The following is a 24,760-nucleotide window of genomic DNA, read 5'->3' as shown; positions in this document are numbered from 1 at the left end:
TTAGCGAATAACTTTTTTAATTACCGCTAGTAGCTGATCGGGATTAAATGGTTTTACAATCCAGCCTGTTGCACCAGCAGCTTTACCCTCTATCTTTTTTTCTAAGCCCGACTCTGTAGTAAGCATTAGTAATGGTGTAAATTTATAACTCGGTAAAGTACGCAGCTCTCGTATTAATGTAATTCCATCCATTATTGGCATGTTTACATCTGAGATCACGGCATCAAAATCTTGTTGCTTGGCAATAGCGAGAGCTTCACTGCCATCTTTAGCTTCGGTTACATCAAACCCGGCAGTTTTTAATGTAAAGCTCACCATTTGACGCATCGATGCTGAATCATCAACCGCTAAAATTCTTTTCATATATACCCCTAACTTTTACTTTCGGTTGTTAAGTATTGGCTTAAGCCAAGTTTATTAATTGTATGCGTTAAGGCCTCGCTACTGCCTACCCATATTATTTTGTGCTGTATAGTAAGTAGGTGTTTTTGTAAGGCGCATAAAAGTTGAATTGAGGCAGTATCAGCAGAAATCACATCGTTAATATCAAGACAGATATCATCGTTGCTATTGAGTTCGTGTAGTAAGTCTTGATGTAGTGTTTCAACTTGCGTAATAGCAAGTTCGCTCGGAAGTTTTAGCATTTAGTAAGTGCATTCCCTGTCAATTCAATTCATAACAAAAGCTTAGCCCTAGTTATTAAAATTGCCATAAAATGCTTAATTAAATTTAACCTGTCGTTAAAATACAAAAAAAGGAGCCTAAAGCTCCTTTAAAATTGGTAAAAAGTAAAAAACTAGTTTTTATAGTAATCAGCTATTTTTTTAAACTCTTCGGTTAAAGTCGTCGCATTAATTAATGGCACACTACCTTGTTTAAATTCTGGTTTAAAAATAGCTCTAACGGCTCCATTTTGATCAACCATAGCGACCGAGGCACTATGATCAACAGCATATTCTGATTCACTACTATCGCTAATGGCGTAAATTAAACCAAGCTCTCGAACAACAGGAAAAAGGTGTTTATGTTCCCCTGATACAGCTAAAAAGTCTGGGTTAAAGTAATCTATATATTGCTTTCGTTTAGCTGGTGTATCGCGTTTTGGATCGACCGATAAAAACCAAATTTGCAGCGGATAATCTGCTTGTAAGTTTTTATAAACAGCATTTAACTTAGCAAGTGTTAATGGACAAATATCTGGACAGCTTGTATAGCCTAAAAATACTAAATTCCACTGTCCTACAAATTGTTGCTTAGTCACTAATTCACCGCGCTGATCGTTTAGCGTAAAATCAGACAGTGGCTTTGCATTTTCGTAAACTAATGCATCTACATCTGGTGGACTATTTTCATTTGAACATGCTGATAAAAACGAAACTAAAATAACAATTAATCCAAGCCATAACTGCTTCATAAAGGGAGCCATTTATCTATAAATAAGATTACAAAGAGTACCATTAAATGAATAATCGAAAAACGAAATAAGTCCATTGCAGTCTCATCATTTCCAGCAATTTTTAAATTGACCGCCTTATATATAAACACGGCATTTAATACACATGCACCTATCAAATAGATTAATCCAGACATACCGATTAAATAAGGTAATACGCAAACAACAGCGAGTAAAACAGAGTAAGCAACGACGCACGTTTTACAAAAGTCGATTCCATGGGTTACTGGTAACATAGGGATTTTAGCGCGTTCGTAATCACTTTTTCGTGCTATAGCCAGCGCCCAAAAGTGTGGCGGAGTCCAGGTAAATATTATCATTACAAGTAACCAAGGGGCTGCTGCCATTTGGTTTGTTTCTGACACCCAACCTAATAATGGAGGCATTGCGCCAGCCAACCCACCTATAACAATATTTTGCGGTGTAGCACGCTTTAAAAATGATGTATAAACAAATGCATAACCTACCAATGCAAATAACGTTAATATAGCGGTTAAGGTATTAGCCCACACCATCAGCATAATAAAACCCGCAACCCCAATAACAGCTGCAAAACTAAGCGCATGTGTTTTACTTAAACGCCCTTTAGCCACAGGGCGATGACGAGTCCGCGCCATTTTTGAGTCTATCTCGCTATCAACCACATGATTAATAACCGCTGCAGCAGCAGAAAGTAGCCCTATACCTAACAAGCTAATAAACTGTACGACCATACCGCGCCCTACATCGGGAGCCAGCGCTAAACCAACCCAAGCTGTTAGCACCAGCATGGCTACCACTTTAAATTTACTAATTGCTAAGTAGTCTTGCAGCAAACTATGAGTACGCGAAATTAGCGATTGAGTATTAACGGGTATCAGTATTTTTTTATCAATTATAAGTGCCATCATATTTCCCCTTTATGTGCGTGATTTTAGGTAATAACACAACCTAACCATGCTTAATAACAGTATGGCTGCCATCAAGTTATGCGCCAGTGCAACTCCCAACGGAATATGCCAATGTACTAAAATAAGCCCTAAGCTAATTTGGCAAAGCAAAACAAGTAATACACTCACAACGCAATTTTTAATTTTTTTAGAGTACGCTTGGCTGTATATTTTCCACATAATTACCGCCAGAACAATGCAAGTAACGAGTGCCCAAATGCGATGTAATAAATGAATAGACATACGCGCTTGCTGCGATAACACACCAAACTCATAATTACTGTGCTCAAGTGGTAATTGAAATACGCTACTCAATGAAAACGGTTGTGCGTAATTACACAATGGCAAACCACTACAATGTGGAGCGGCGTAATTTGCAGCCAGCCAACCACCAAGTGCAATTTGGATAATTAATACACTGAGCGCTACTAAACTTAAACCGAAATAGCGTTTTGCGCCGCTATCGCCACCCATAATAGGTTTTGCGGTTAGCCGTAAATATAAAAGCGTTATAAGTGACAAAATACTAAAGCCACCTAATAAGTGGCCCATTACAATAAGCGGCTGAAGGTTCATGGTTACTGTCCACATACCAAGAGCAGCCTGAAACACCACTAGTAGAAGTAAAGCCAAAGGCAATTTAACTGGCGTAGTTGGATATTGGCGTTTTAAAAAAGCCAACACAAATAAACCTAAAATAAGTAAGCCTAAAGCACCTGCAAAGTAGCGATGAATCATTTCTTTCCACGCTTTTGCGGTTTCGAACATCATATCGGGGTAGCTTTGAGTTGCTAAGGCTATGTCAGCCTCATGCTTAGGTACCGTTAAAAAACCATAACAACCAGGCCAATCGGGGCACCCTAAACCTGCATCACTTAAGCGGGTGTACGCACCTAAAGCAACTACAATCAAAGCGAGTAATCCTGTTATTAATACTAAGTTTTTATAATTTTTATACATAAGATACTCCAACTTAAGCTCAACTTAGTTAGCTAGAACGAGAATAGTTAAGTAATTTTTTTAGATCTTTTAATAACCCTTTTTGTACTAAACGGTTTTCTTGTGGCTCGACCTTAAAGGGATATTCAAGTACCACTAACCCCATATGATCAATCAAATACAAACTTGCAGGATTTAAACTCTGTTGCTCGGTAATAATTTTCCATGGTAGGTTTTTATTGTCGGGACTTCCCATTACAGCCATATCAACCTTGCCTTGGTTTTTACCAAGTGCCACATATAAATTATTAAGTGCATTGAGTTGTTCGCTGCATGGGGTGTTACATTCGTTTGAATAATTAAGTGCGATAGTCCATTGCTTGGGATTATTTTGCGGCCAATTTTTAAGTTTTATTTCTTGGCTTAAAAACTCGCCATTATTAGTAATTGCAGTAGGCAACCAATCAAACTTTAATGCGCCATATGCCAAAATTAATGGGATAGCGCAGCAGCCCACAAACAACACAAGGGGGTTATTTTTCATTATGTGTCCTTTTTTTACTCGCAAAAATAGCCACAACAGCACATGCAATAGCAATTAAAAACCATTGCACAGCGTAGGCATTATGCTTTTGAGGGCTCATAACAACTGCCTCATAATGAGGTGTTGCAATCTCATCACCAGTACCTTGTCTGTAAGCCATAAAATTAATTAATGATTGCTGGCTTTGAGTGTTCAGCATATTCAAGTCGATAGATTGGATTCTTGTAGGTAAGTCGTTATTTATAGTTTTATCTTCAAGCGTAAAGCTACTTAGGTTATTTTCTTTTATTTGCGCTTTAAGAATAAAAACACCTGTAGGCAGAGTAACCTTTGGCAGTGTATCTCTAGATATAGGCGCTTTTACCCATCCTAAATTAACTAAAATCACTTTTTCTTCGCTGGCTGGCTTTAGTAAAGCAAGTAGGTCGTACCCTACTTGTCCGTTATAAACTTGATTATCTAAAAGCCAATATTGGTTTTGTACAAACCGCCCTTTTAACTCAACCAATACACCTGTTTTGTTCCAGCTATCAGGCAGGTTATGTAATTGAGACCAACTCATCACACCACGAGTATGTTGCTTAGCAATAGCGGTTAGTTGCTGCTGTTTTTGCTCACCCCGCTCCAACTGCCAAAATCCTAGTCGCACACACACAAGTACAACAACCACAACCATACAAAGTGTGATTAGTGAACTAAGCTTTTGTTTGTGCCATAAAACTAACTGCATAAAGGGTCAACTCAGTGATTATTAAAATTATTATCGTACTGTTGTTAATATTTATACTTTTTAACTTATTTAGAGCATTGTTTATTATGGTGTCAGGGAAAACTGGGGGACGACCTATGTCTCACTTTTTAGGTCGTCGCGTATTGTTTTCGGTCGTTGTTTTAGTTGTTGTTATTGCAGCGCTTAAACTTGGTTTTATTAAAGCAAATAATTCGCCAATAAACGCTACAGCACATATACAAATACAAACAAACACAGCCACACCACATCAACAAAGTGCCAATACCAAGCAGCTGCTTGAAAAGCAAAATGCTTATCTTTAGTAAAGTGCCCTTTTAATATCCGTAAAAATATTACAAATAAAAGTACGGTTCCTAACGTTACATGCATGCCATGAAAACCAGTCAATAAAAAGAACGTATTACCGTAAATGCCCGCATCTAGCGTTAGGTTAAGGTCATTATATGCATGCATGTACTCCTCAACTTGCAGCCCTAAAAAGCAAACGCCCAATAAAATAGTAGCGCCTAAAAAAACTTTAAGTGGAGTGCGTTTATTGTTTTCCATCGCTACGTGGGCAAAATGTAAAGTAACTGAGGAAGTAAGCAGTATTAAGGTATTTATAAGCGGTAAGCCTTGCCAGCCCATAGCTTGAGTAGTTTCACCAGCAGGTGTTGAAACTAGCGGCCAAACAGCTTCGAAAGTTGGCCATAAAACCTCGTTAGTCATTGCATTATTGCCTGCGCCTCCAAGCCAAGGTACCGACAATACGCGTGCATAAAAAAGCGCACCAAAAAAGGCCATAAAAAACATAACTTCAGAAAAAATAAACCAGCTCATACCTTGTCTAAAAGAGCGATCCATTTGTGCTGAGTACAAACCTTGGTCCGATTCATTAATTACATTTTTAAACCAGCTAAACAACATATACACAAGTACAGCAATACCGGCATAAAGCAGATAAACCCCGCTACCACCTTCTTTACCTACACTCATAACTGTCAAGCCTGCCCCTACTGCAATAAAAAACAATGCAACAGCACCTACAATAGGCCATGGGCTTTGCTCAGGTACGTAATAATGCTCATATTCTTGATTCATTTTATTTACTCCTAGTTTCACACTAGTTTAAAAAGCTAGTTGTTACTTGCCACCAGCTGTTCACTAATATCAAATACGGTATAAGATAAAGTTAATTCTTCAATATCGCTCGGCAGTGCGGTATCAACATAAAAAAGTAATTTAAATTCAAGTTCTTCCCCTGCTTTTAGAGGTTGCTGATCAAAGCAAAAACAGGCTATTTTGTGTAAATACTTTGCCGCTTTACCTGGCGAGACTGATGGTACAGCCTGCATTACTTTATCTAGGTTGCTGTTATTTTTAGCACTAAACATTACTTCACGCATTGCACCGGGTTTTACCACTACACTGTATTCTTTTGATTTAACTTCAAACGGTGCACCACTTTGTGCGTGAGTAGTAAAGCTAACGCCGACTTCTCGGTTTTGTACTATTTGTGTACTTTGCTCTGCTTGCTCAAGCGAAGGTTTTCCATTAAGCCCTGTTACATCACAAAACACGTCATACAAAGGTACTAAAGCAAAGGCAAAGGCAAACATGCCTATGCAAATAAGTACCAAACGTTTGAGTAGCGGTGCGTGTGTCATTACTTAATTACCGGCGGCGTAGAAAAAGTATGATATGGCGCTGGAGAGTCAACTTCCCACTCAAGCCCTTCTGCCCCTTCCCATACTTTTGCAGGCACTTTATCACCGCCACGCGCGCATTTAATTACCACAGCTACAAACAACAATTGCGATAAACCAAAGGCAAATCCACCAATACTTATGATTGCGTTAAAGTCGGCAAATTGAAGTGCATAATCGGGAATTCGACGCGGCATACCGGCAAGCCCTACAAAATGCATAGGAAAAAACAGTACGTTCACACTCACCAGCGATAGCCAAAAATGCCATTTAGCTAGCGTGATATTAAACATGTTGCCTGTCCATTTGGGTAGCCAATAATAAGCACCTGCCATTATCGAAAACACAGCCCCTGTTACTAATACATAATGAAAATGCGCCACTACAAAATAAGTATCGTGGTACTGAAAGTCAGCAGGTGTAATTGCCAGCATCAAACCCGAAAAGCCACCTAAGGTAAACAGCACAATAAACGCAATACTAAAAAGCATTGGCACTTCAAAAGTTATTGAGCCTTTCCACATTGTGGCAACCCAATTAAATACTTTTACTCCTGTAGGTACCGATATAAGCATGGTCGCGTACATAAAAAACAACTCGCCAGCGACCGGCATCCCAGTGGTAAACATATGATGAGCCCATACAATAAAGCTCAATAGTGCTATGGAGGATGTGGCGTATACCATTGAGGCATAGCCAAAAAGTTTTTTACGAGAAAAGGTAGGTACTATTGTAGATATAATGCCAAAGGCAGGAAGAATCATTATGTATACTTCGGGATGACCAAAAAACCAAAAAATGTGTTGGAACATCACCGGGTCGCCACCGCCTGCGGCATCAAAAAAGCTGGTCGCAAAATACTTATCGGTAAGTACCATAGTGACAGCTCCTGCAAGCACTGGCATTACCGCTATTAATAAAAAGGCAGTAATTAACCACGTCCATACAAATAAGGGCAACTTCATCCATGTCATGCCTGGGGCACGTAAGTTCACTATGGTTACAATCACATTGATTGCGCCCATTATTGAACTAATCCCCATAATATGTACGGCAAATACAAACAATGCAGTATTATCATTACTGTATGTTGTAGACAGTGGTGCATAAAAAGTCCAACCAAATGCAGGACCCCCACCAGGCATAAATAACGATGCCAATAGGATTAAAAACGCAAACGGTAAAATCCAAAAGCTCCAGTTATTCATTCTTGGCAATGCCATATCTGGCGCGCCAATCATGAGTGGTATCATCCAGTTAGCAAGGCCTGTAAAGGCCGGCATAACCGCACCAAACACCATAATTAAACCATGCACTGTGGTCATTTGATTAAAAAAGTGAGGATCGACCAACTGTAAACCTGGTTGAAATAATTCAGCTCTGATCACCATGGCCATTCCACCACCAATTAAGAACATGGTCAGCGAAAAAATTAAATATAAACTACCTATATCTTTATGATTAGTTGTGTAAAGCCAGCGTTTAAAACCTTTAGCTGGGTGATGAGCATGATGAGCTTCATTGGCGTTAGATTGTTCTACTATGCTACTCATTAGTTCGCCTCCACTTTGGCATCAAGTGCTGCCTGTATTTGACTCGGTTGAATAACATCACCCGTATCATTACCCCACGCATTACGTTTATAAGTAATAACCGCTGCTAATTGCTTTATAGATAACTGTTTGGCAAATGCTTGCATTGCCGTACCGGGTCGCCCATGGATAACTACATCAATGTGATCTTTTATATCGCCAAGCACTATAGGGCTGCCTTTAAGTGCAGGAAATACACCCGGTAACCCCATGCCAGTAGGCTGATGACATGCAGCACAATTGGCCATATATACTTGTTCGCCTAAAGTCATTAATTCTTCTTTTGGGAGGGTTTTATCAAGTAATGCGGCATCTGCTAATGCTGCTTTTTGTTTAGCTTGCTTTGCATCTGCAAGCCACGTTTTAAAATCAGCCTCAGATTTAGCGACCACCACAACGGGCATAAAGCCATGATCTTTACCACACAACTCAGCACATTGGCCTCGGTAAGTACCTTCTTCGTTTATGTTCGTCCATGTTTCGTTTATAAAGCCGGGATTCGCATCTTTTTTAACTGCAAAATCAGGTACCCACCAAGAGTGAATAACATCGTCAGAAGTCATTAAAAATCGTACTTTTTGATTTATTGGCAGTACGAGAGGTTTATCAACCTCAAGTAAGTAGTTAGGATTTTTATCTGCAAGATTCGCTATTTCATCTTGCGGGGTAGATAAAATAGAGTAGAACTCTACATCTTCACCCATATATTCATAATGCCATTTCCATTGCGAGCCTGTAATTTTAATAGTGAGATCAGCTTTGCTGGCATCTTCCATTGCAATTAGGGTTTTAGTGGCTGGTACTGCCATAGCAATTAAAATAACAAACGGGATTGCAGTCCAAAGTATTTCTACTTTAGTGCTTTCGTGAAATTGGGCAGGTACAGCCCCTTTAGATTTACGGTGATGAATAAGTGCCCAAAACATAATTGCGAACACTATCACCCCAATCACACAACATATTATAAATATGGTCATGTGCAGCTGATATACATTATTGCTTATATCGGTTACGCCTTTGCGCATATTGTATTGGCTGTTAGCCAAAACTGGGTGCGAAAAAACACATAATATAAGCCACAAGGTAGAGGTCAGTTTACCCATGTGACGGCTCCTTTGATGCTATTGCGAATGCAAAGCGAAGAGGCATACGGCTTAAACGCCAATTCGTTATTTTTATTTTTTTAGTCAATCTCATTTAATATTGATTGGTTTTGCTGCGCCAACAACGGGTTTGTGTATATTGTGTGTTCTCAAAACTAAAAAGCTGTGAGTTATTATTAGCTCAGCACATTAATAATTAGCTAAAAAATGAACAACAAGCAAGTTTTAGTATAAAAAACAATCAGGTGATATTGAGTAATTAATAAAAAATCAGTAACCAACTAGGTAACAGGAAGTTCAAAAGATGAGCAAAACAAAGGGGTTTAACGCATTCGGAGGGGGAAAATATAAGTGCAAAAAAGTTTACAGCTTAAATTGTCAGTGAGCTATTTATGCCCTATTTTTAGTGCGAATTTAAAACAGAAAATGCGTACTAATTAGTACGCATTTATAAAACTGCTTGTTTAAAAGCTATTTTTAAAGTCACATCCAATCAGCGTTTCTTATAACGCCAACGGCTAAGCCTTCAATATTAAAAGACTCATTCTCAAGATCTACTTCAATAGATTCAAAATCGTCGTTTTCAGCATGAAGTAATACTTTACGACCCGCTTTCTCAAGACGTTTTACAGTTACGTCTTCGTCTAGGCGGGCAACAACAACTTGCCCGTTTTCAGCGGTTTGAGTACGATGTACAGCAAGTAAATCACCATCCATAATACCAATATCTTTCATGCTCATACCGTTAACGCGTAGTAAAAAATCTGCAGCCGGTTTAAACATTAATGGATCGATTTTGCAGTGACTTTCAACGTGCTCTTGCGCCAAAATAGGTGAACCAGCAGCAACACGCCCTATAAGCGGTAAACCTAATTGTTCTGGCTCTTCTTCTTCAATTAACTGAATACCACGGCTTGCACCTGGTTTCATTTTAATTGCGCCTTTTTTAGCAAGTGCTTTTAAATGTTCTTCAGCAGCATTGGCACTTTTAAAACCTAATGTTTGCGCTATTTCAGCACGTGTAGGAGGCATACCAGTGTCTTTAATAAAAACTTTAATTAGTTCGAGTATTTGAGCTTGGCGGTTCGTTAATGGTCGCATACAACTGGTTTTCCATACAGTACATTTAACTGTGAGTATATACAGTTAAATAAAAATCGCAAATTTAAATTAAGCCTTAAAATAGCCAAAGTAATTTCACTTGTGTACATTTTAGGGATATAACTAACGCTAGGTTTATAAATGATTAAAAAAGCAAAGGAGTCATTATGAGTATTTGGTACCAGCCCATCACTTTAGAGCTGTGCAAGCAGTTAGAACAAGGCATTGATGGCCAAGGAACATTAATGAAAACCATGGGAATAGAAGTCACTGAAATTGGTGATGATTACTTAGTAGCCACTATGCCGGCAATTCCTGAGCATCATAACCCAATGGGAATGGTTCACGGCGGTGCTAACGTTGTACTTGCCGAAACAGTTGCCAGCTATGCAGCTAACTTTGTTGTCGATTTTACAAAATTTTACTGCGTGGGGCAGGAAATTAGCGCAAGTCATTTAAAAGCATCTCGCAACGGCACTTTAACAGCAACGGCAAGAGCGTTTCATATTGGCAAACGTAGTTCAGTGTGGGAAATAAAAATTACAAATAGCCGCAATGAGCTGTGCTGCGTATCAAAAATGACCGCAGCAGTCGTAGAGCGAAGATAGTTACTTTTCGATTGGGTAAATTGTAATTTCCATACCCGCACCAATCGCAGATATACGTAGTAATGTATCTGCATCTAAGGCTTGATTAAAGCACTTAGGGGAAGTGCCTGATTCAAAACCAATATCAAACGTTCTACGTGAACAGCTTAACCATTGCTTTAGCGCGTTACGCGAACACGATTCAATAAGCTCACATATATGGTTTATTGCTTTGTCAGGCGTGTTTACTACACCTGTTGCTTCAATACGCGCTAATTGACGGTATTCGTCTTTGTCATAATGTAAAATCGTCGCGACTTTTTTCAAGTCTGCCACTAGCAAACTAATATCTTGCTTTGATTCAAGCTCAAGATCTACATTTAAAAATTGAATTTCCGACATCGTTTCGTATTTATCCTCTAATAATTTCATTGCAAACTTTAACGCAGTTTTACCGTTATACCAAATCAACTATGCTCTATTAACCACTTTATATAGATATTTCGCAGCTTTTAAGTATTTTTTAGCGTTTAAAGCTAGCTGGATATCAAACACTCAGCTCAATTAAACAAATAAGTCATGTTAGCAATTTAAGTGTAATTTTTTTTATTTTTAAATGATTACAGTAAGCTATAGTTTAAACTGCGACAAAATGTCGCAGTAACTAATCCCATTAATGTAATAAACTAGCCTCTAAAAATAATAAGACTAAAACATGAATAAAAAAATATTTAAGTATGCTCGCAAGTTACATAAATGGCTCGGTTATTTGCTCACATTACAAATTTTAGCTTGGCTATTAGGCGGTTTAGTCATGAGCGCTATTCCTCTTGATAAAGTTCATGGGGAGCATCTTGCAACACGTACTCTTAATAACCCATTTACGCAGGCTGATTATGTTGCCTCCCTTAACGATATTGCATCTCAGGTGGTTAATCCAACACAAATAATTTTTGAGAACTTTTTAACCACACCTATAATTACAGTAATAAATAAAGATGAACAGCAAAGCTTTAACGGTATAACAGGCCGGCCTTTTGAGCCGCCAACTAAAATACAAATTACCGCAAATGCTAAAGCACACTTACTTATTGATGCTCAAGTGACAAGCGCTGTACTGCTAAAGCAAGGTATGCGAGAAGTTGGATATAAAACCAATGTTTGGCAGGTACAATTTGACGACACATTTAACACAACACTGTATTTGTCAGAAAATAACGGCAGAGTTATCACCGTTTGCAGCACACTATGGCGAATTTTCGACTTTTTTTGGATGTTACATATTATGGATTACGATGAGCGAGAGGACTTTAATAATCCGCTGCTTATTAGTTTTGCAGCAACCAGCGTACTTTTTTGCCTAAGTGGAATATTACTACTTATGCAAAACATACGACTAAAACGATTTATCCGAATTAAAAGTAAGAATAAATCAAAGTAGTCATATTGGTTTTTAAGAACTAGCGCACTCTCACCAAAGAGTAAATAAGCCCTAGGAAGTACCCAAGGGCAGATTTTATTCCAAGTGTTTAAATCGACTCAAATGTCGCTTTAACATTTCGTTTTCGAAAATCAACTCATCACGCTCATCCAGCAATTGTAAAACTAAAGCTATTGCCGACCAATCTAACGAAAAGTCATGTTGAATACGGGCCGCTTTTTTAACTAAGGTCACTGCAGATACCGTAAATTGCCACTGCGTAACATGCTTCCCCTCAATTGGAACCGCAATATTGTGCTCAACTAGCTCATATAAAATTGCTTCGCTAATATCACTACTCAAACATAGCTCTTTGCTAGTAAGTAAATCATCTTTTTGTGTCACGATAATTTGCATTATGGCTTGCTCCAGTTATTACGGGGATCAAAGTGAGCTTTTTCGGCTAATTCTTCCCAAAGTTTTTTACTGGTATCATCAACAGATGTTGGATTAACAATTTTAAGCACAGCAAATAAATCACCTTTGGCTTTTTTACTCATTAATCCCTTACCTTTAATACGCAAGCGTTGACCAGACTGACTATTAGATGGAATAGTTAATTGGATTTTGCCTGCCAACGTAGGTAAATTTATTTTTGTACCAAGAGCCGCTTCCCATGGTGCAAGAGGGACGACTATATTTAGGTTATGACCTTCAACATCAAATAATGGGTGGGGCACTAAACTAATTTGTAAGTACAAATCGCCATTTTGCCCGTTCGCTGACCCTAATCCGCCTTGCCCTTTTAGTCGAATTCGTTCGCCATTTACTGAACCTGCGGGAATTTTCACTTTAAGTGATTTTTTAATTTCAGAGACACGACCACTACTATCTCGCTGCGGTAACATAAACTCAACAGGCTTAACGGTATCAACTAAAGTCTCTTCAAGAAAAATCGGGAACTCTATTTCCACATCTTGTCCTTTTTGCGCGCGAGCGGCGTTACTTCTGCCCTGCCCGGAACGATTGAATCCACCGGCGCCGCCAAACATTGAATTAACAAAATCAGAAAACTCTTGATCGGTTTGAGGATCGCTTTGCTGATAATTACTTTGCGATGAAGCATTGTTACCACCATAATTACCTTGCTGTTGACGAGCACGATTTTGTTGATGACGACGTAACTCGTCGTATTTAGTGCGTTCTTCTTTGTTATGAATGACTTCGTAAGCTTCTGCTATTTCTTTAAACTTATCTTCTGCTTGAAGCTCTTTGCTTACATCTGGGTGATATTTTCTGGCTAACTTTTTATAAGCTACTTTAACCGCTTTATCGTCTGCATCAGGCGATATTCCAAGCACTGCATAATAATCAACAAATTTCATTTGCAATCCAAATCCCCATATTGAGTAAGCTTTAAGCATACTCCTTAACGTATAATCTTGTGTGGTTAAAATACGATAAATAGTAAGAAATAAATGAATAGTGAAAATAACTTTGAATAAAAAATTAATCGGACACTTTTTAGTAATATAAGTGCAGGCCTTAAGTTAACTTTATCTTTTATCTTCAAGGCTTTAAACTGCCTGTTCCTGTAGTTCACATTTGTGATGGATATGACTCGATTTATTCTGGCCTTACTGGCTTGTTGTGTGTGTTTTTCGGTATCTGCCGAACAATTTACCCGTTTTTCAACGGCTAAAAGACATTTAATTAAAACCCTCCCTGACAACGCCAAAAGTATTTACTGCGGTTGTGATATTAAAAAAGAAGGCAAAAAACTCATTCCTGATCCTTCTAACTGTGGTTACATTCCTCGAAATACACTTACCCGCTCAGGCAAAGTAAATGTACGAGCACTACGTATTGAATGGGAACATATTGTTCCGGCGTGGGAATTTGGTCATCAGCTACAATGTTGGCAAGATGGCGGACGTAAAAACTGCCGTAAAGTAAGTGCTAAATTTAGAAAAATGGAAGCTGATATAAATAACTTAGCGCCAGCTATTGGCGAAATTAATGCCGATCGCTCTAATTATCGTTTTGGCATGCTTAGCGAAAACGCCACACAGTATGGTCGCTGCGAAGTAAAAGTAAACTTTAAGCAACGTGTAGTTGAACCGCCTGTCTATGCACGTAAACGTATAGCCGACACTTACGCTTACATGCAGAAAACATACGGTTTAAAAATCTCTGATAAACAGCAAAAGTTATTTAATGCGTGGAAAAAGCAAGCATTTGCAGATACAAGTAGTGCGAGCAAGCTCTAAGCTTTAACACTCATTTACATAAATCAAAGTTATAAATGTTGAATAAACGAGCGAGTGTTGTAATATTTTAAACAACTTATTTACAGAAAGTCCTTAACTATGTTTAAAAATAATAAAACCTCGCTTGCCATTTTTGCAGCACTTTCGGGCTTTGCTTTAACGGGTTGTGGCGGCGGAGGCGGTATCGACTCTGCTCCTGTAGTTACAACACCTGTTAGTAGCAGCCCAACATGGACAGCGGCGGTATTTGAGCCCTCTAACGATTTAAAAAACTTTTGCGAAACCCCTCGTACGGGTAACGATCCCTTTAATAACAACAACCCCTACCCAGATCAAACGGGTTCTGCCCTTTATGAAAAGCTCTGGCTTCGCTCTTGGAGCGACGAAACCTACCTTTGGTATGATGAGATTGCCGATAACGACCCTGAAAGCTTTACAACAGTAGCCGATTACTTCGCTCAATTAAAAACAGAGCAGCTTACCGACTCAGGGGCAAAAAAAGATAACTTTCATTTTTCAGAACCTACTGAAGATTACTTTCAAGAAGCGCAATCGGGCGTTACTTCTGGTTACGGTATAAATTGGGCGTTTATTGGCGATACAGCCGACCGTATTTTACGCGTCGCTTATCTTGAAGATGATTCACCTGCAAGCCAAATAGGCTTTCAACGTGGTGATACTGTACTTTCAGTTGACGGTGTTAGCATTAATACCAATACAGAGTCGGGTGTAGATACGCTTAACGAAGGTTTATTTAGTCCTACTAACGGCGACTCACATACTATTGTTGTACGCAGTAACGATGGCGCCGAAAAAACATTTAATGTAACCGCTGGTAATATTGAACAAACACCTGTTCAAAATGTTAAAACGATTACAACCGCAAATGGTTCAAGCGTGGGTTACATGCAATTTAATAGCCATATAAGCATTGCCCAAGAAGGACTTATTGATGCGGTAAATAAGTTTAAAACCGATGGTATTGATGAGCTTGTAATCGACTTTAGATATAACGGTGGTGGTTTATTAGCACTGTCGGCACAATTAGCTTATATGGTTGCCGGTAATGCCAACGTTAACAACCGCTTTTATTATCAAACTCAACAAAACGATAAACAACCTGTTGATTCGCCTTTTCCATTTATTGATGAAGAAATAGATTACTCTACTTTTTTTAGCACAGGTGAAAACCTACCTGATTTAAACCTATCAAAGGTTTATGTATTAAGCACATCAGGCACCTGTTCGGCATCAGAAGCTTTTATTAATGGTTTAAAAGGTATAGACGCAGAAGTTATTTTAATTGGCGACACAACCTGCGGTAAGCCCTATGGCTTTACCCCAACTCATAACTGCGCAACAACCTATTACACTATTCAGTTTAGTGGCGTAAATAGCAAAGGATTTGGCGAATACGCTGCGGGTTTTACACCAACCCCTACTCCACAATTTGATGCTGATGTTCAAGGTTGTGAAATTGAGGACGACTTTGATCATCAGTTAGGTGACAGTGACGAGGCCGTTTTAGCCACCGCATTATTTCATGTTGAAAATGGCAGTTGTCCAGTTAGAACGGCTGCTGCAAAAGCAGAACCAGCTAATTTTTCAAGCTCTCGTGAATCTCTCATTCCTTTAAATATGCCGGTACAATTTACCCAGCGTAATATGGACTTAACTTGGCCAACGCTGGGTGAGGAAAGGTAATGGCTAAATTATTACTCCCATTAGCCACCTTGCTCGCTTTAGGCGGATGCCAAAGTGTAGATAGTGAGCCTGCTAAACCCGCTATATTAACGAGCGTTAATCCCAGCGTTATTACAACACTACAACAGGCAATTCAACAAGCTAAGGGAGGCACATTAGTAACACTTGCCGATTCGGTATTTACTAAACGTAGCGAACTGCTAATTGATCATGCAATGAGTAAAGGGTCTGATGGCAGAGTAATTATGGGCGCGCATAATATAAAATCTGAGAAGTTTATTTTGCAACTACGTAATAACCAATGCGAGCTTTACTATCCTAAAAAAGAGCTTACTACAGTACTTGAAGGTGTTACCTGTAAAGAGTTATAAGGCACTTTATTAATGTTTATAAATTAATAAAAAAGGCGCGCAGCATATCGCTGCGCGCCTTTTTCTATTTTAAAGCGTTATTACAAGTCTTGATGCGGACCAAACACTTCATAATGAATCTGCTCGTTTTTAACACCTAATTCAAGTAACTGGTTTTTTATAAATGCCATAAAACCGGCAGGACCACATAAGTAAAAGTCACCATTACTCAATGGTAGCTGTGCTTGTACTGCGTTTAGGTTCATTAACCCAGTAAAGTCAGCGCCCTCTGTCGCTTGGTTAAACCACGTCATTGTTTGTAAACGGTTATAAACTGCATTTAACTCATTTAAATATTTTGAAAACGAATGCTGCTGAGTATTTTCGCAGGCATGTAAATACATAATCTCTTGATTAGAGTTGTCACTTAATAACGTTTCAAGCATAGCCAGCATTGGCGTTTGCCCAACACCTGCTGAAATGAGTACCGCTGGGTTTGTGTTATTGCGTAAAAAGAAGTCTCCTGCCGGCGGGTATAACTCAACAATAGTGCCTTGCTCTAATGAGTGTAAATAATTAGACACCATGCCAGGCTTTGGCTGTAGCTCTTTTTTAACACTAATACGGTAGTTTTTAGCGTTACTTTTTTGCGAAATAGAATACTGGCGAATTTCTTCATATTCAGCGCCCTCTGGCTTAACTTTAATACCTAAATACTGCCCTGGTTTATGTGTAATAACAGCTTCGCCATCAACTGGCGTAAGTGTAAAGCTCGTTACTAGTTCTGATTCAGCCTGTTTGTTGGTTATTTCAAATTGGCGAGTTCCCGCCCAACCACCGTGTTTATTTTTACTGTGCTCATACAAAGCAGCTTCTTCGGTTATACAAATATCAGCAAGTACGCCGTAAGCTTCGCGCCAAGCGTATTCAACATCGGGAGTAAATTGCTCAGGAATAAGCTCTTTTAAAGTACCAATTAAATGCGCACCTACAATAGGATAATGCTCAGGTAAAATATTCAAGCTTGTATGCTTATGATTAATACGTGTTAGCGCTTCTTTTAATACGGCTAAATTATCAATATTTTGTGCATACGCAGCCAATGCATTAAAAAGTGCAAATTGCTGACGACCTGTATCTTGATTCGCCATATTAAAAATATTTTTAAGCTCAGGATTATGGCTAAATAAACGCTTATAAAAATGATCGGTAACAACCGTACCCGCCTGCGCTAATAACGGAACTGTGCTTTTTACAATCTCAATGGTTTTATCAGATAACATATGTGTTTCCTATGGATGAACTAACCACGACGCCCATCAACACGACGCCGCGTTAATATAGGTGTGCAGTGAATTAAAAATAATGAAAAAGCCACTAACCACAGCAAAGCACTTATTTGCCAAGCAAGGTGAGGCCCAATAATAAAAGGGAGTAATGAACGAGTAATAGCGGCCACAAGCAAAAACGCAAAAGCAACAGCCATGTAATGAGGAATAGCGAGTGTCCGCCCTGTATGACCATGTGATACACGCGTCATCATTGCTAAAATCATCATACCTATTGTGCCAATAGTGATTAAGTGCAGCGCATCTTTAAATTGTATTGCACTGCTATAAAAGCTAAATGCAACCATCATTAACCCTACGCCTAACGCTAAGTAGGAAAAATGTAAAGACCATAACAACGGCACTCTCAATACCTTGCTATCCCACCAAAAACCTGCCCTGACCAGGTGAAGCGCAGCAACAGTTGCAACAACTAACGCAGGATTAATCGTGTTCAAAAACAACTTGTTGATGAAAAATAAAGTGATAGCCAAAATAGATAAATACATCACCGCTTTATCTATTTTAGGAGTGCGAACTTGTGCGGTTAAACCTAGACCTTTAGCGGTAAAAAATGGTAAAACGCGACCCGCAACAATGCCAACTAGTAAAGTAATGACCAGTACTGCGGTATCAACCACACCAAGTGCAAGCTGCATGTTTTTCTGTAAAATGAGTATTAAATACAATACATTGAGCCCACAAAGCACAGCCAAAATAGCTAAAAACGGATAGTTACTTTTGCTATTGGCTTTTAATAACATATTAGCCAACGCGGCTATGGCGCCTAACCACCAAATAACTTGTAATGTAAGTGCAGCATATAAATTAAAATGAGTAATATCAGGCAATATCACAAAAAAAGCTAAGCGCGCTGCAAGCCATATAAACGTAAGCCACATAAGGGCTTTGCCACTTATGCTCGGCACGCCTGTCCATGTTTGTGCAGCGGTAAGTAAAAAGCCAACAGCTACAACTCCTGCAAAGCCAAACAGCATTTCGTGCGCGTGCCATAATGTCGCAGGTATCGATAAGTGCCAACTTGCATGGCCTGTTAAAATAAGTAGCCAATACCCCACCGACAAAAATGCCAATAAGCCACCGCCTAAAAAGAAAGGTCTAAAAGCGAGCATCCATAATGGCCATTGAGATACTTGATGAATAGCAACGCGTGCTGGCATTGGCTCAGTTAAGTTTATAGGGCGCATTATCGTACCTCCTGCCCTAAACCATGTTGTGCAACACAGCGCAGTACGTAACTTACTTTTAAAATAGCAGCAATAACAATAGTGCCAATATGAGCTGATACTTGCACCGCCATGGAAAAGTACTCAGCAAACGGGTAGCTAATTAAAGTACTTGCCGTAATACACACTAAACTCACAGCCAATGCAGTATTGGCAGCAAATAATACTGTTTCGTATAGTGAACTAAACTGTGTTTGATTATTTAAATTATTCAGCATTAGTGTGTTCATAGCGATCTCTGTAACTAACTACGTTACTTAGCTATTACACATACTGTGCCAACAAATTTAATTAATTAAATTCAATAAGTTAAATTAAACCACTTTACAGTATGAGTCTTTATGACCTACTATAAATTAACTCATAAGAACACAAACAGGTCATTTTGACATGAACCAGCAATTCAACCTTACCCAAGTTGCTCTAGAGCTTGCTCAAAGTACACTACACGAGCATAGCTTTGATCAATTACTAGCAACGGTTGAGCGGGTGATTCCTAGTGATGCAAGTGCGTTATTAGTGCTTCAGGGTGAGCAATTAAAACCACTGGCAATTAAAGGATTAATGTCCGACAGTCTTGGCAGGCGATTTAAGATAGTAGAACACCCTCGTCTAGAAGCTATTTGCAAAAGCACACTCGCGCTACAATTTGCGCACGACTGCCCACTACCCGATCCATACGACGGATTGCTATTAGCTAAAACCGGCGACATACCGGTACATGCATGTTTAGGTTTACCTCTTTATGATAAAAACGCGCTACTTGGCGTACTTACGTTTGATAGCCTTAACGCCAATGCATTTAACAGCATAAGCGCTGATACACTCAATACTTTACAAACACTGTGTAGTGCGCACTTTAAAACAGCTTTAGAGCTTGCCCATTACAAACAGCATGCACAGCACTCAAGTGCATTAGTGCAAGAACTAAATCGTGAAGCGTTAACACGAGATGGCGGTGAAATTATTGGTCAAAGTCCGCTAATGCAAACACTTAAAAACGAAATTAAACTCGTTGCAGCATCTAACTTTAGCGTGCTTATATTAGGTGAAACAGGAGTAGGGAAAGAGCTTGTAGCGCGTAATATTCACTTAAATTCAGCTCGAAAAGATCAACCGCTTATTCACTTAAATTGTGCATCGCTTCCTGAGAACCTTGCTGAAAGTGAATTTTTTGGTCATGCGAAAGGGGCTTTTACAGGCGCACAAAATTCGCGCCAAGGTAAATTTCAATTAGCTGATGGCGGCACGTTATTTTTAGATGAAATAGGCGAACTGCCCCTGACCATGCAAAGTAAACTATTACGAGTGCTACAAAGTGGCGAAATACAAACGGTAGGAGAAGACACGCCAAAGTACGTAGATGTACGCGTAGTTGCCGCAACCAACAGAAATTTAAAAGAAGAAGTAGCTCAAGGTCGCTTTAGAGCCGATTTATACCATCGCCTCAGTGTCTACCCTATTACTGTGCCACCACTTAGTAAACGCGAGCACGACATAACACTCTTAGCTGGTTATTTTATTGAGCAAACAGCCCGTAAATTAGGGATAAAACAATTAAAACTAAGCCCTGAAGCGCAAGTACTGCTTAATCAGTACAACTGGCCAGGTAACGTTCGCGAGCTTGAACATGTTATTAGTCGCAGCGCCCTAAAAGCAAAACAAAGCCAATGGCAAAATCCAATAATAACCATTACAAGCGAGCACTGTGATTTAACCCCAAGTGCGCCACAAAACTCTCTAGTAGCAAGCCAAAGTACAACCAACACCTTAATCAACCAACCTTTAAAGCAAGCTGTAGAATCATTGCAATACAACGTAATTACCGAGCAATTAAAGAAGCATAACTACAACTGGTCAGCAGCAGCAAGAGTACTTGAATTAGATAGAGCTAACTTAGTACGCTTGGCTAAACGCCTAGGCATAGAAGTAAAAAAAACACTATAATCATTTAAAACACAGCTAAAATGCTGCTAAAACTATTGATTAGCAGCTAACTTACTAAAGTGTGTTTTTAACAACCCTGCAAAAGCTTGTACTTTAGCAGTGCGATGTACTAGGTGATGCGTGACTAACCATACATCGGTAGGCCAGCTTAACTCACTGTGTAATATAGGTACTAAATCAGAATATTGCGCCGCTACGTCATGCTGTAATCCGCCAATGCCTAGCCCTTTAATTATTGCACGAGTCGCTTCTGCGGTTTCAGATACTCGCAGCTTAATTTGCGATGCAGGAATATGTTCATCAGCCCATGCAAAATAAGGCACGCGGGCATTAAAACCCGCCACACCCGATACAAAATTATGTTGTTGTAAATCACTTAATAATTTAGGCATCCCGTACTTATTAATGTAACGTTTATTAGCGTATAAACCCGATGATAACTGCGCTAAATGCTGAGCAATATAATCGCCTTCATCAGGCCTTGGGCCTGCACGAACTGCAATATGTGCTTGTCCGTGATCGAGCCTTAACCTTTTTTGTTCTAAAATAACTTCTAACTGCACTTGCGGATGTAATGCCTGAAATTGCTCACATACATCACCAAGTACATCCATAAAGCCACTTACCGTCGTTAGCAATAAACTCCCTCTAAGGGTGCTATCGGCTGCTGCTATATCGTTATGTAACTGCTCTAAGGAGCTATGGATAGTTTGTGCTGTTTCAAATAACTTGGTGCCAATTTCAGTAACCTTGTAACCACGAGCATGGCGATGAAAAAGGCGTGCATTTAAGTTTTTTTCAAGATTATTAATTCGCCTAAGTACTGTGCTGTGGTGCACATTAAGCTCTTCTGCTGCTGCCGTTAACGTGCCTAATCGTGCTACTTCAAACGCTACTTTAACGTCTTGCCAATCTTCAAATTTTATCGCCATTCTGCTTACCTTATACTTATGTGCATTTACGCACACAAGTGTTGCGTTTATTGGGGTTTTCTACAAGTAAAATTTTGCTACATTAGCGTTGTAAGTTTAAACACTAAAAGGTCACTAGCATGTCAGCACCAAAAATTATCGCCCTAGCAGGAAGTCTTCGACAAGAAAGCTTTAATCAAAAAATTATTAATGAGGCAGCACGTTTTGCTCTACAAACAGGTGCTGAAGTAGAAGTAATAAAACTAAACGAATTAAACATCCCACTATTTAACGAAGATATTGAAGCGCAAGGTACCCCAAGCGATGTACAGCTTTTAAAAGACAAACTACGTGCAGCTGACGGTATTTTACTAGCAAGCCCAGAGTACAACGGATCTATAACTGCAGCACTTAAAAATGCGATTGATTGGGCATCGCGCACGGAACAAGGTGCTGTTCCTGCTTTTCGCAATAAAGTAGTGGCGCTGTTTTCAGCATCACCAGGTGGACTTGGTGGGTTACGCGGTTTAAATCATGTACGTGATATATTAAGTGGTATTGGATCGTTAGTGCTTGCCGATCAACTTGCAGTACCCGCTGTACAGACATTGTTTGATGAAAATGGGCAAATTAATGAACCTGTTACTACAGAGCGAGTATCGGCGCTTGCTCATCAGTTAGTAAGCGTTGCAAGTAAGTTAAGGTAACTTGCACGCCTAAATAACTAATTACTTTGTCGCCGCGAGTTTTGCGGCGATAAAATCGGTATGCGTTACATATAAAAGCCCTGCTACTTTACGTATTACGTAGTCTTCTTGGGGATCTATTTCTCCATCGGCATACGCTAAGCGCCATAATAACTCTATTATTTCAATTCGCTGCGCCGCGCTGCAATGCTCATTAATCTGTTTTGAAAACTGAAAGTAATCTATCGAATCATCTAAGCTGCTTGCCGCGTTATTAGTAAGCTCATTAACCTCAATATCTGTTAAATTAAAATACTTTTTTAAGGTTACAGTCAGGGTTCGTTGTTCATCATGTTCAAGCTTGGTATCTGCACGCATAACTTCAATTAATAATGCAGCAACAGCTGTTTTTAAATCGTGCTCTTGCATACTTGGCTGCTGTTCATCGAATACAGCAAAAAGTTGTTTTATTTGTTTGAACATCACACTTTCCCTTTTTGGGTGTTAGACTAATACGTAAAGAAATCGACCTTATTACTCTTATTAATGGGTATAAAGTTCGCAAATTAAAGGATACATTTTATGAAAGGAATAAACGCACCACGCTTATTTATAGGCGCTACACTGGTGGCCCTTTCAAGTGCAAATACTGCACTTGCTGAAAAAGCCGAAACAGAGAAGCTCTACGACTTTGACAACAAAGTGCATTACTACCAAACAAAAATTGGCGAAGACAACTATAAAATAGAAATCCAGTCAGACGATTACAAACACTTTACCAATCAAAGTGTATTTTTATTACGCCATGCGGACCGTCTATGCCGCGGCAATACCTTTATGTTGAAAATACTTGAAGGCGTGCAAGAGTACGAGCGCTTTCCAACAAAACCACGTGCTTACCAACCAGATTTAAGTGTTTTACTACAATGCGAAACTAAAGAAGATACAAACAAGGGTAAGTAGCCTTAGTCTTTATAACCCCAAGGTGCTGATGGTGGAGTAATCGGTTTAGTTAAATCAAAATCCACCTTAAACTCACGTCCTTGGCGAATTAATCGATAAGTAAATACTTCTGGGTAAATATACATTTGCCATGTATTACCTACAGACTGTGCAATGCCTTCTTTCACGAATAACTCTTTAGAGTATTGGTCTGCTGGAAACGACTGCATTTGCGCGAACCCTGCATCAAGCGTATGGCCACCATACATAGTTGATGTGTCGTCTGTTCCGTCTTTATGACGATGATCGTGCTTTAAACTCAAGCCACTACCCGTTTTAGTTATGATCCACGTACGTGATGCATCGTCTCCTACATGAAACGGCACTTGTAACTCAGTCTCGCTACATTTACGTACATGCATAACCAGCTTTTTATCTGTAAATGAGCTTGGCCCTTTCGCGTTATCTACCGCTACTTCACCTTCAAAAGCTTTACCGCAATGCGCTGCAATACTATTAAAAAAGGCATTATGAGTAGGAATAGACACTAACGGTGCAGGGCGTGCAAAAGCTGTCGATGAAGCAACTATTAAGGTTGCTGCAGTTAATAATTTCATATGTTTCTCGTTATAGTTATTTTAAAACACCTGTAATAGTACAGTTTTCTTAAGTACTTTATTAGAAGTATCTATATAAAATTTAGAACAAGACAACTAGGTAAAACTACTAAATAGCGATTAACGACTAAATATCTCAGCCTTCATTAACAATCCTACTTTTATAAATATTAATTACACACCTCAACTAGCCACTGGCCAATTATTTAATCACCATTTGTGATGCCTGCTTAATTGGCCCGAACGTTCAGCTTTTAGCTGTGTCACATGCTACTAATCCAGCAAAAAGGCTTAGTAAGAAAACTTTGCAGCGCCTATCGCGTTAGCCAATAACGCATGGGTTGGCACAGGTGTAATTATTTTAGAGGGTGTGAGTATTGGTGAAAACAGTATTGTGGGTGCGGGTGCTGTCGTTACTAAAAATGTAATGCCTAATACCGCAGTAGCGGATAATCCAGATCGTGAAATAAGAACACTGTAGTTATTCTCGATGTGATTTTAACGTTGGGAGTCGCTACGCTCGCCCTACGTGCTAGGTGTTGATGTAGTGTGCATTAATTGCACGCATTTCACTTTTCTGCAGACGTAAAAAAGCCCGAATCGCTAGATTCGGGCTTTCTACAATTTGAAGCCTGGTAATGTCCTACTTTCACA

30 protein-coding genes and 1 pseudogene are annotated in these 24,760 nt (G+C 39.3%); 10 read left to right on the top strand and 21 right to left on the bottom strand.

The genetic code is table 11. The annotated features are described in order from the left end of the window. The 7 genes from GQR52_RS15945 to GQR52_RS15915 form a co-directional block, all read right to left on the bottom strand. Window positions 1–363: a response regulator gene (locus GQR52_RS15945; RefSeq protein WP_007584956.1), complete on the bottom strand. Its 363-nt coding sequence runs from the start codon at window positions 361–363 to the stop codon at window positions 1–3. Between the two features lie 8 nt (window positions 364–371). Further along, complete coding sequence (locus GQR52_RS15940) at window positions 372–644, bottom strand: STAS domain-containing protein (protein ID WP_002959595.1); 273 nt, start codon at window positions 642–644, stop codon at window positions 372–374. Between the two features lie 152 nt (window positions 645–796). Continuing rightward, entirely contained in the window at window positions 797–1,414 is a 618-nt protein-coding gene (locus GQR52_RS15935) for an SCO family protein (RefSeq protein WP_165729070.1), read from the bottom strand. Continuing rightward, window positions 1,411–2,340: a heme o synthase gene (gene cyoE / locus GQR52_RS15930; protein ID WP_165729099.1), complete on the bottom strand. Its 930-nt coding sequence runs from the start codon at window positions 2,338–2,340 to the stop codon at window positions 1,411–1,413. The genes GQR52_RS15935 and cyoE overlap by 4 nt, the downstream gene beginning before the upstream one ends. 12 nt (window positions 2,341–2,352) lie before the next feature. Then, window positions 2,353–3,342 carry a COX15/CtaA family protein gene (locus tag GQR52_RS15925; RefSeq protein WP_165729069.1) on the bottom strand — a complete coding sequence of 330 codons (990 nt, stop codon included), beginning with the start codon at window positions 3,340–3,342 and terminating at the stop codon, window positions 2,353–2,355. A 28-nt stretch (window positions 3,343–3,370) separates the two neighbouring features. After that, window positions 3,371–3,865 carry a hypothetical protein gene (locus tag GQR52_RS15920; protein ID WP_007584950.1) on the bottom strand — a complete coding sequence of 165 codons (495 nt, stop codon included), beginning with the start codon at window positions 3,863–3,865 and terminating at the stop codon, window positions 3,371–3,373. Then, entirely contained in the window at window positions 3,855–4,595 is a 741-nt protein-coding gene (locus GQR52_RS15915; RefSeq protein ID WP_165729068.1) for an SURF1 family protein, read from the bottom strand. Before GQR52_RS15915 ends, GQR52_RS15920 begins: the two co-directional genes overlap by 11 nt. Before the next feature lie 14 nt (window positions 4,596–4,609). On the opposite strand from GQR52_RS15915, the gene GQR52_RS20705 reads away from it, so the two are divergent. Further along, the gene (locus GQR52_RS20705) at window positions 4,610–4,918 is read left to right on the top strand and encodes a DUF2909 family protein (protein ID WP_076916441.1); all 309 of its coding nucleotides are present in this window, start codon (window positions 4,610–4,612) and stop codon (window positions 4,916–4,918) included. On the opposite strand, the gene GQR52_RS15905 is transcribed toward GQR52_RS20705, so the two are convergent. The 5 genes from GQR52_RS15905 to lexA all read right to left on the bottom strand — a co-directional run bounded on the left by GQR52_RS15905 (window position 4,821) and on the right by lexA (window position 10,097). Continuing rightward, window positions 4,821–5,696 carry a cytochrome c oxidase subunit 3 gene (locus GQR52_RS15905; protein WP_024594298.1) on the bottom strand — a complete coding sequence of 292 codons (876 nt, stop codon included), beginning with the start codon at window positions 5,694–5,696 and terminating at the stop codon, window positions 4,821–4,823. The two genes, GQR52_RS20705 and GQR52_RS15905, sit on opposite strands and share 98 nt — an antisense overlap. A 35-nt stretch (window positions 5,697–5,731) precedes the next feature. Continuing rightward, window positions 5,732–6,262, bottom strand: a complete 531-nt coding sequence (locus tag GQR52_RS15900; protein ID WP_002959612.1) for a cytochrome c oxidase assembly protein — start codon at window positions 6,260–6,262, stop codon at window positions 5,732–5,734. Continuing rightward, window positions 6,262–7,854, bottom strand: a complete 1,593-nt coding sequence (gene ctaD, locus GQR52_RS15895) for a cytochrome c oxidase subunit I (protein WP_165729067.1) — start codon at window positions 7,852–7,854, stop codon at window positions 6,262–6,264. Before ctaD ends, GQR52_RS15900 begins: the two co-directional genes overlap by 1 nt. After that, window positions 7,854–8,996 carry a cytochrome c oxidase subunit II gene (coxB, locus tag GQR52_RS15890; RefSeq protein WP_024594300.1) on the bottom strand — a complete coding sequence of 381 codons (1,143 nt, stop codon included), beginning with the start codon at window positions 8,994–8,996 and terminating at the stop codon, window positions 7,854–7,856. The genes ctaD and coxB overlap by 1 nt, the downstream gene beginning before the upstream one ends. A 483-nt stretch (window positions 8,997–9,479) precedes the next feature. After that, window positions 9,480–10,097 (bottom strand): transcriptional repressor LexA, encoded by a 618-nt coding sequence (lexA, locus tag GQR52_RS15885; protein ID WP_007584941.1) that lies wholly within the window; start codon window positions 10,095–10,097, stop codon window positions 9,480–9,482. Window positions 10,098–10,264: 167 nt separating this feature from the next. Between lexA and GQR52_RS15880 the strand changes: the two genes are divergently transcribed. Then, window positions 10,265–10,705: a PaaI family thioesterase gene (locus GQR52_RS15880; RefSeq protein ID WP_007584940.1), complete on the top strand. Its 441-nt coding sequence runs from the start codon at window positions 10,265–10,267 to the stop codon at window positions 10,703–10,705. On the opposite strand, the gene GQR52_RS15875 is transcribed toward GQR52_RS15880, so the two are convergent. After that, on the bottom strand, window positions 10,706–11,086 hold the full coding sequence (locus GQR52_RS15875) for a hypothetical protein (protein ID WP_008138697.1): 381 nt from the start codon (window positions 11,084–11,086) through the stop codon (window positions 10,706–10,708). It lies immediately after the preceding gene. Between the two features lie 313 nt (window positions 11,087–11,399). Here GQR52_RS15875 and GQR52_RS15870 point away from each other — a divergent pair, with 313 nt between their 5' ends. Next, entirely contained in the window at window positions 11,400–12,125 is a 726-nt protein-coding gene (locus GQR52_RS15870) for a hypothetical protein (protein WP_165729066.1), read from the top strand. Between the two features lie 75 nt (window positions 12,126–12,200). On the opposite strand, the gene GQR52_RS15865 is transcribed toward GQR52_RS15870, so the two are convergent. Beyond that, entirely contained in the window at window positions 12,201–12,521 is a 321-nt protein-coding gene (locus GQR52_RS15865; RefSeq protein ID WP_007584937.1) for a chaperone modulator CbpM, read from the bottom strand. Then, on the bottom strand, window positions 12,521–13,489 hold the full coding sequence (locus GQR52_RS15860; RefSeq protein ID WP_165729065.1) for a DnaJ C-terminal domain-containing protein: 969 nt from the start codon (window positions 13,487–13,489) through the stop codon (window positions 12,521–12,523). Before GQR52_RS15860 ends, GQR52_RS15865 begins: the two co-directional genes overlap by 1 nt. A 231-nt stretch (window positions 13,490–13,720) precedes the next feature. On the opposite strand from GQR52_RS15860, the gene GQR52_RS15855 reads away from it, so the two are divergent. The 3 genes from GQR52_RS15855 to GQR52_RS15845 all read left to right on the top strand — a co-directional run bounded on the left by GQR52_RS15855 (window position 13,721) and on the right by GQR52_RS15845 (window position 16,449). Continuing rightward, window positions 13,721–14,374, top strand: a complete 654-nt coding sequence (locus GQR52_RS15855) for an endonuclease (RefSeq protein ID WP_029751433.1) — start codon at window positions 13,721–13,723, stop codon at window positions 14,372–14,374. Between the two features lie 99 nt (window positions 14,375–14,473). Further along, on the top strand, window positions 14,474–16,078 hold the full coding sequence (locus GQR52_RS15850; RefSeq protein ID WP_165729064.1) for a S41 family peptidase: 1,605 nt from the start codon (window positions 14,474–14,476) through the stop codon (window positions 16,076–16,078). After that, window positions 16,078–16,449 (top strand): hypothetical protein, encoded by a 372-nt coding sequence (locus GQR52_RS15845; RefSeq protein WP_002959634.1) that lies wholly within the window; start codon window positions 16,078–16,080, stop codon window positions 16,447–16,449. The genes GQR52_RS15850 and GQR52_RS15845 overlap by 1 nt, the downstream gene beginning before the upstream one ends. 80 nt (window positions 16,450–16,529) lie before the next feature. On the opposite strand, the gene hmpA is transcribed toward GQR52_RS15845, so the two are convergent. From hmpA to GQR52_RS15830, 3 genes are read right to left on the bottom strand one after another with little or no spacing between them, the layout of a single operon-like run. Beyond that, complete coding sequence (gene hmpA / locus GQR52_RS15840) at window positions 16,530–17,711, bottom strand: NO-inducible flavohemoprotein (RefSeq protein ID WP_165729063.1); 1,182 nt, start codon at window positions 17,709–17,711, stop codon at window positions 16,530–16,532. Between the two features lie 20 nt (window positions 17,712–17,731). Next, window positions 17,732–18,964 (bottom strand): NnrS family protein, encoded by a 1,233-nt coding sequence (locus tag GQR52_RS15835; protein ID WP_165729062.1) that lies wholly within the window; start codon window positions 18,962–18,964, stop codon window positions 17,732–17,734. Next, window positions 18,964–19,233 (bottom strand): hypothetical protein, encoded by a 270-nt coding sequence (locus GQR52_RS15830; protein WP_165729061.1) that lies wholly within the window; start codon window positions 19,231–19,233, stop codon window positions 18,964–18,966. The genes GQR52_RS15835 and GQR52_RS15830 overlap by 1 nt, the downstream gene beginning before the upstream one ends. Before the next feature lie 160 nt (window positions 19,234–19,393). On the opposite strand from GQR52_RS15830, the gene norR reads away from it, so the two are divergent. Further along, window positions 19,394–20,950: a nitric oxide reductase transcriptional regulator NorR gene (norR, locus tag GQR52_RS15825; RefSeq protein WP_165729060.1), complete on the top strand. Its 1,557-nt coding sequence runs from the start codon at window positions 19,394–19,396 to the stop codon at window positions 20,948–20,950. 32 nt (window positions 20,951–20,982) lie between these two features. Here norR and GQR52_RS15820 read toward each other — a convergent pair whose 3' ends face one another. After that, entirely contained in the window at window positions 20,983–21,882 is a 900-nt protein-coding gene (locus GQR52_RS15820; RefSeq protein WP_007584924.1) for a LysR family transcriptional regulator, read from the bottom strand. A gap of 119 nt (window positions 21,883–22,001) precedes the next feature. On the opposite strand from GQR52_RS15820, the gene GQR52_RS15815 reads away from it, so the two are divergent. Further along, complete coding sequence (locus tag GQR52_RS15815; RefSeq protein ID WP_165729059.1) at window positions 22,002–22,568, top strand: NAD(P)H-dependent oxidoreductase; 567 nt, start codon at window positions 22,002–22,004, stop codon at window positions 22,566–22,568. Between the two features lie 21 nt (window positions 22,569–22,589). On the opposite strand, the gene GQR52_RS15810 is transcribed toward GQR52_RS15815, so the two are convergent. Then, window positions 22,590–23,030 (bottom strand): TerB family tellurite resistance protein, encoded by a 441-nt coding sequence (locus tag GQR52_RS15810; RefSeq protein ID WP_007584919.1) that lies wholly within the window; start codon window positions 23,028–23,030, stop codon window positions 22,590–22,592. Window positions 23,031–23,129: 99 nt separating this feature from the next. Here GQR52_RS15810 and GQR52_RS15805 point away from each other — a divergent pair, with 99 nt between their 5' ends. After that, window positions 23,130–23,510, top strand: coding sequence for a hypothetical protein (locus tag GQR52_RS15805; protein WP_024591701.1), 381 nt, complete (start codon window positions 23,130–23,132; stop codon window positions 23,508–23,510). Window positions 23,511–23,512: 2 nt separating this feature from the next. On the opposite strand, the gene GQR52_RS15800 is transcribed toward GQR52_RS15805, so the two are convergent. Then, the gene (locus tag GQR52_RS15800) at window positions 23,513–24,106 is read right to left on the bottom strand and encodes a hypothetical protein (RefSeq protein ID WP_165729058.1); all 594 of its coding nucleotides are present in this window, start codon (window positions 24,104–24,106) and stop codon (window positions 23,513–23,515) included. 145 nt (window positions 24,107–24,251) lie between these two features. Between GQR52_RS15800 and GQR52_RS15795 the strand changes: the two are divergent. After that, a pseudogene (locus GQR52_RS15795) lies at window positions 24,252–24,587 on the top strand (sugar O-acetyltransferase); the annotation flags it as partial. Window positions 24,588–24,760: the final 173 nt, after the last annotated feature.

This window comes from Pseudoalteromonas sp. 31A1, from assembly GCF_011378815.1.
Taxonomy (GTDB): Bacteria; Pseudomonadota; Gammaproteobacteria; order Enterobacterales; family Alteromonadaceae; genus Pseudoalteromonas; species Pseudoalteromonas arctica.
This window is presented reverse-complemented; position numbering and strand designations above follow the sequence as displayed.

Excerpts from the sequence above, each read along its gene's own strand:
- GQR52_RS15945 (WP_007584956.1), bottom strand. The coding sequence starts at position 363 with ATGAAAAGAATTTTAGCGGTTGATGATTCAGCATCGATGCGTCAAATG.
- GQR52_RS15940 (WP_002959595.1), bottom strand. The coding sequence starts at position 644 with ATGCTAAAACTTCCGAGCGAACTTGCTATTACGCAAGTTGAAACACTA.
- GQR52_RS15935 (WP_165729070.1), bottom strand. The coding sequence starts at position 1,414 with ATGAAGCAGTTATGGCTTGGATTAATTGTTATTTTAGTTTCGTTTTTA.
- cyoE (WP_165729099.1), bottom strand. The coding sequence starts at position 2,340 with ATGGCACTTATAATTGATAAAAAAATACTGATACCCGTTAATACTCAA.
- GQR52_RS15925 (WP_165729069.1), bottom strand. The coding sequence starts at position 3,342 with ATGTATAAAAATTATAAAAACTTAGTATTAATAACAGGATTACTCGCT.
- GQR52_RS15920 (WP_007584950.1), bottom strand. The coding sequence starts at position 3,865 with ATGAAAAATAACCCCCTTGTGTTGTTTGTGGGCTGCTGCGCTATCCCA.
- GQR52_RS15915 (WP_165729068.1), bottom strand. The coding sequence starts at position 4,595 with ATGCAGTTAGTTTTATGGCACAAACAAAAGCTTAGTTCACTAATCACA.
- GQR52_RS15905 (WP_024594298.1), bottom strand. The coding sequence starts at position 5,696 with ATGAATCAAGAATATGAGCATTATTACGTACCTGAGCAAAGCCCATGG.
- GQR52_RS15900 (WP_002959612.1), bottom strand. The coding sequence starts at position 6,262 with ATGACACACGCACCGCTACTCAAACGTTTGGTACTTATTTGCATAGGC.
- ctaD (WP_165729067.1), bottom strand. The coding sequence starts at position 7,854 with ATGAGTAGCATAGTAGAACAATCTAACGCCAATGAAGCTCATCATGCT.
- coxB (WP_024594300.1), bottom strand. The coding sequence starts at position 8,996 with ATGGGTAAACTGACCTCTACCTTGTGGCTTATATTATGTGTTTTTTCG.
- lexA (WP_007584941.1), bottom strand. The coding sequence starts at position 10,097 with ATGCGACCATTAACGAACCGCCAAGCTCAAATACTCGAACTAATTAAA.
- GQR52_RS15880 (WP_007584940.1), top strand. The coding sequence starts at position 10,265 with ATGAGTATTTGGTACCAGCCCATCACTTTAGAGCTGTGCAAGCAGTTA.
- GQR52_RS15875 (WP_008138697.1), bottom strand. The coding sequence starts at position 11,086 with ATGTCGGAAATTCAATTTTTAAATGTAGATCTTGAGCTTGAATCAAAG.
- GQR52_RS15870 (WP_165729066.1), top strand. The coding sequence starts at position 11,400 with ATGAATAAAAAAATATTTAAGTATGCTCGCAAGTTACATAAATGGCTC.
- GQR52_RS15865 (WP_007584937.1), bottom strand. The coding sequence starts at position 12,521 with ATGCAAATTATCGTGACACAAAAAGATGATTTACTTACTAGCAAAGAG.
- GQR52_RS15860 (WP_165729065.1), bottom strand. The coding sequence starts at position 13,489 with ATGAAATTTGTTGATTATTATGCAGTGCTTGGAATATCGCCTGATGCA.
- GQR52_RS15855 (WP_029751433.1), top strand. The coding sequence starts at position 13,721 with ATGACTCGATTTATTCTGGCCTTACTGGCTTGTTGTGTGTGTTTTTCG.
- GQR52_RS15850 (WP_165729064.1), top strand. The coding sequence starts at position 14,474 with ATGTTTAAAAATAATAAAACCTCGCTTGCCATTTTTGCAGCACTTTCG.
- GQR52_RS15845 (WP_002959634.1), top strand. The coding sequence starts at position 16,078 with ATGGCTAAATTATTACTCCCATTAGCCACCTTGCTCGCTTTAGGCGGA.
- hmpA (WP_165729063.1), bottom strand. The coding sequence starts at position 17,711 with ATGTTATCTGATAAAACCATTGAGATTGTAAAAAGCACAGTTCCGTTA.
- GQR52_RS15835 (WP_165729062.1), bottom strand. The coding sequence starts at position 18,964 with ATGCGCCCTATAAACTTAACTGAGCCAATGCCAGCACGCGTTGCTATT.
- GQR52_RS15830 (WP_165729061.1), bottom strand. The coding sequence starts at position 19,233 with ATGAACACACTAATGCTGAATAATTTAAATAATCAAACACAGTTTAGT.
- norR (WP_165729060.1), top strand. The coding sequence starts at position 19,394 with ATGAACCAGCAATTCAACCTTACCCAAGTTGCTCTAGAGCTTGCTCAA.
- GQR52_RS15820 (WP_007584924.1), bottom strand. The coding sequence starts at position 21,882 with ATGGCGATAAAATTTGAAGATTGGCAAGACGTTAAAGTAGCGTTTGAA.
- GQR52_RS15815 (WP_165729059.1), top strand. The coding sequence starts at position 22,002 with ATGTCAGCACCAAAAATTATCGCCCTAGCAGGAAGTCTTCGACAAGAA.
- GQR52_RS15810 (WP_007584919.1), bottom strand. The coding sequence starts at position 23,030 with ATGTTCAAACAAATAAAACAACTTTTTGCTGTATTCGATGAACAGCAG.
- GQR52_RS15805 (WP_024591701.1), top strand. The coding sequence starts at position 23,130 with ATGAAAGGAATAAACGCACCACGCTTATTTATAGGCGCTACACTGGTG.
- GQR52_RS15800 (WP_165729058.1), bottom strand. The coding sequence starts at position 24,106 with ATGAAATTATTAACTGCAGCAACCTTAATAGTTGCTTCATCGACAGCT.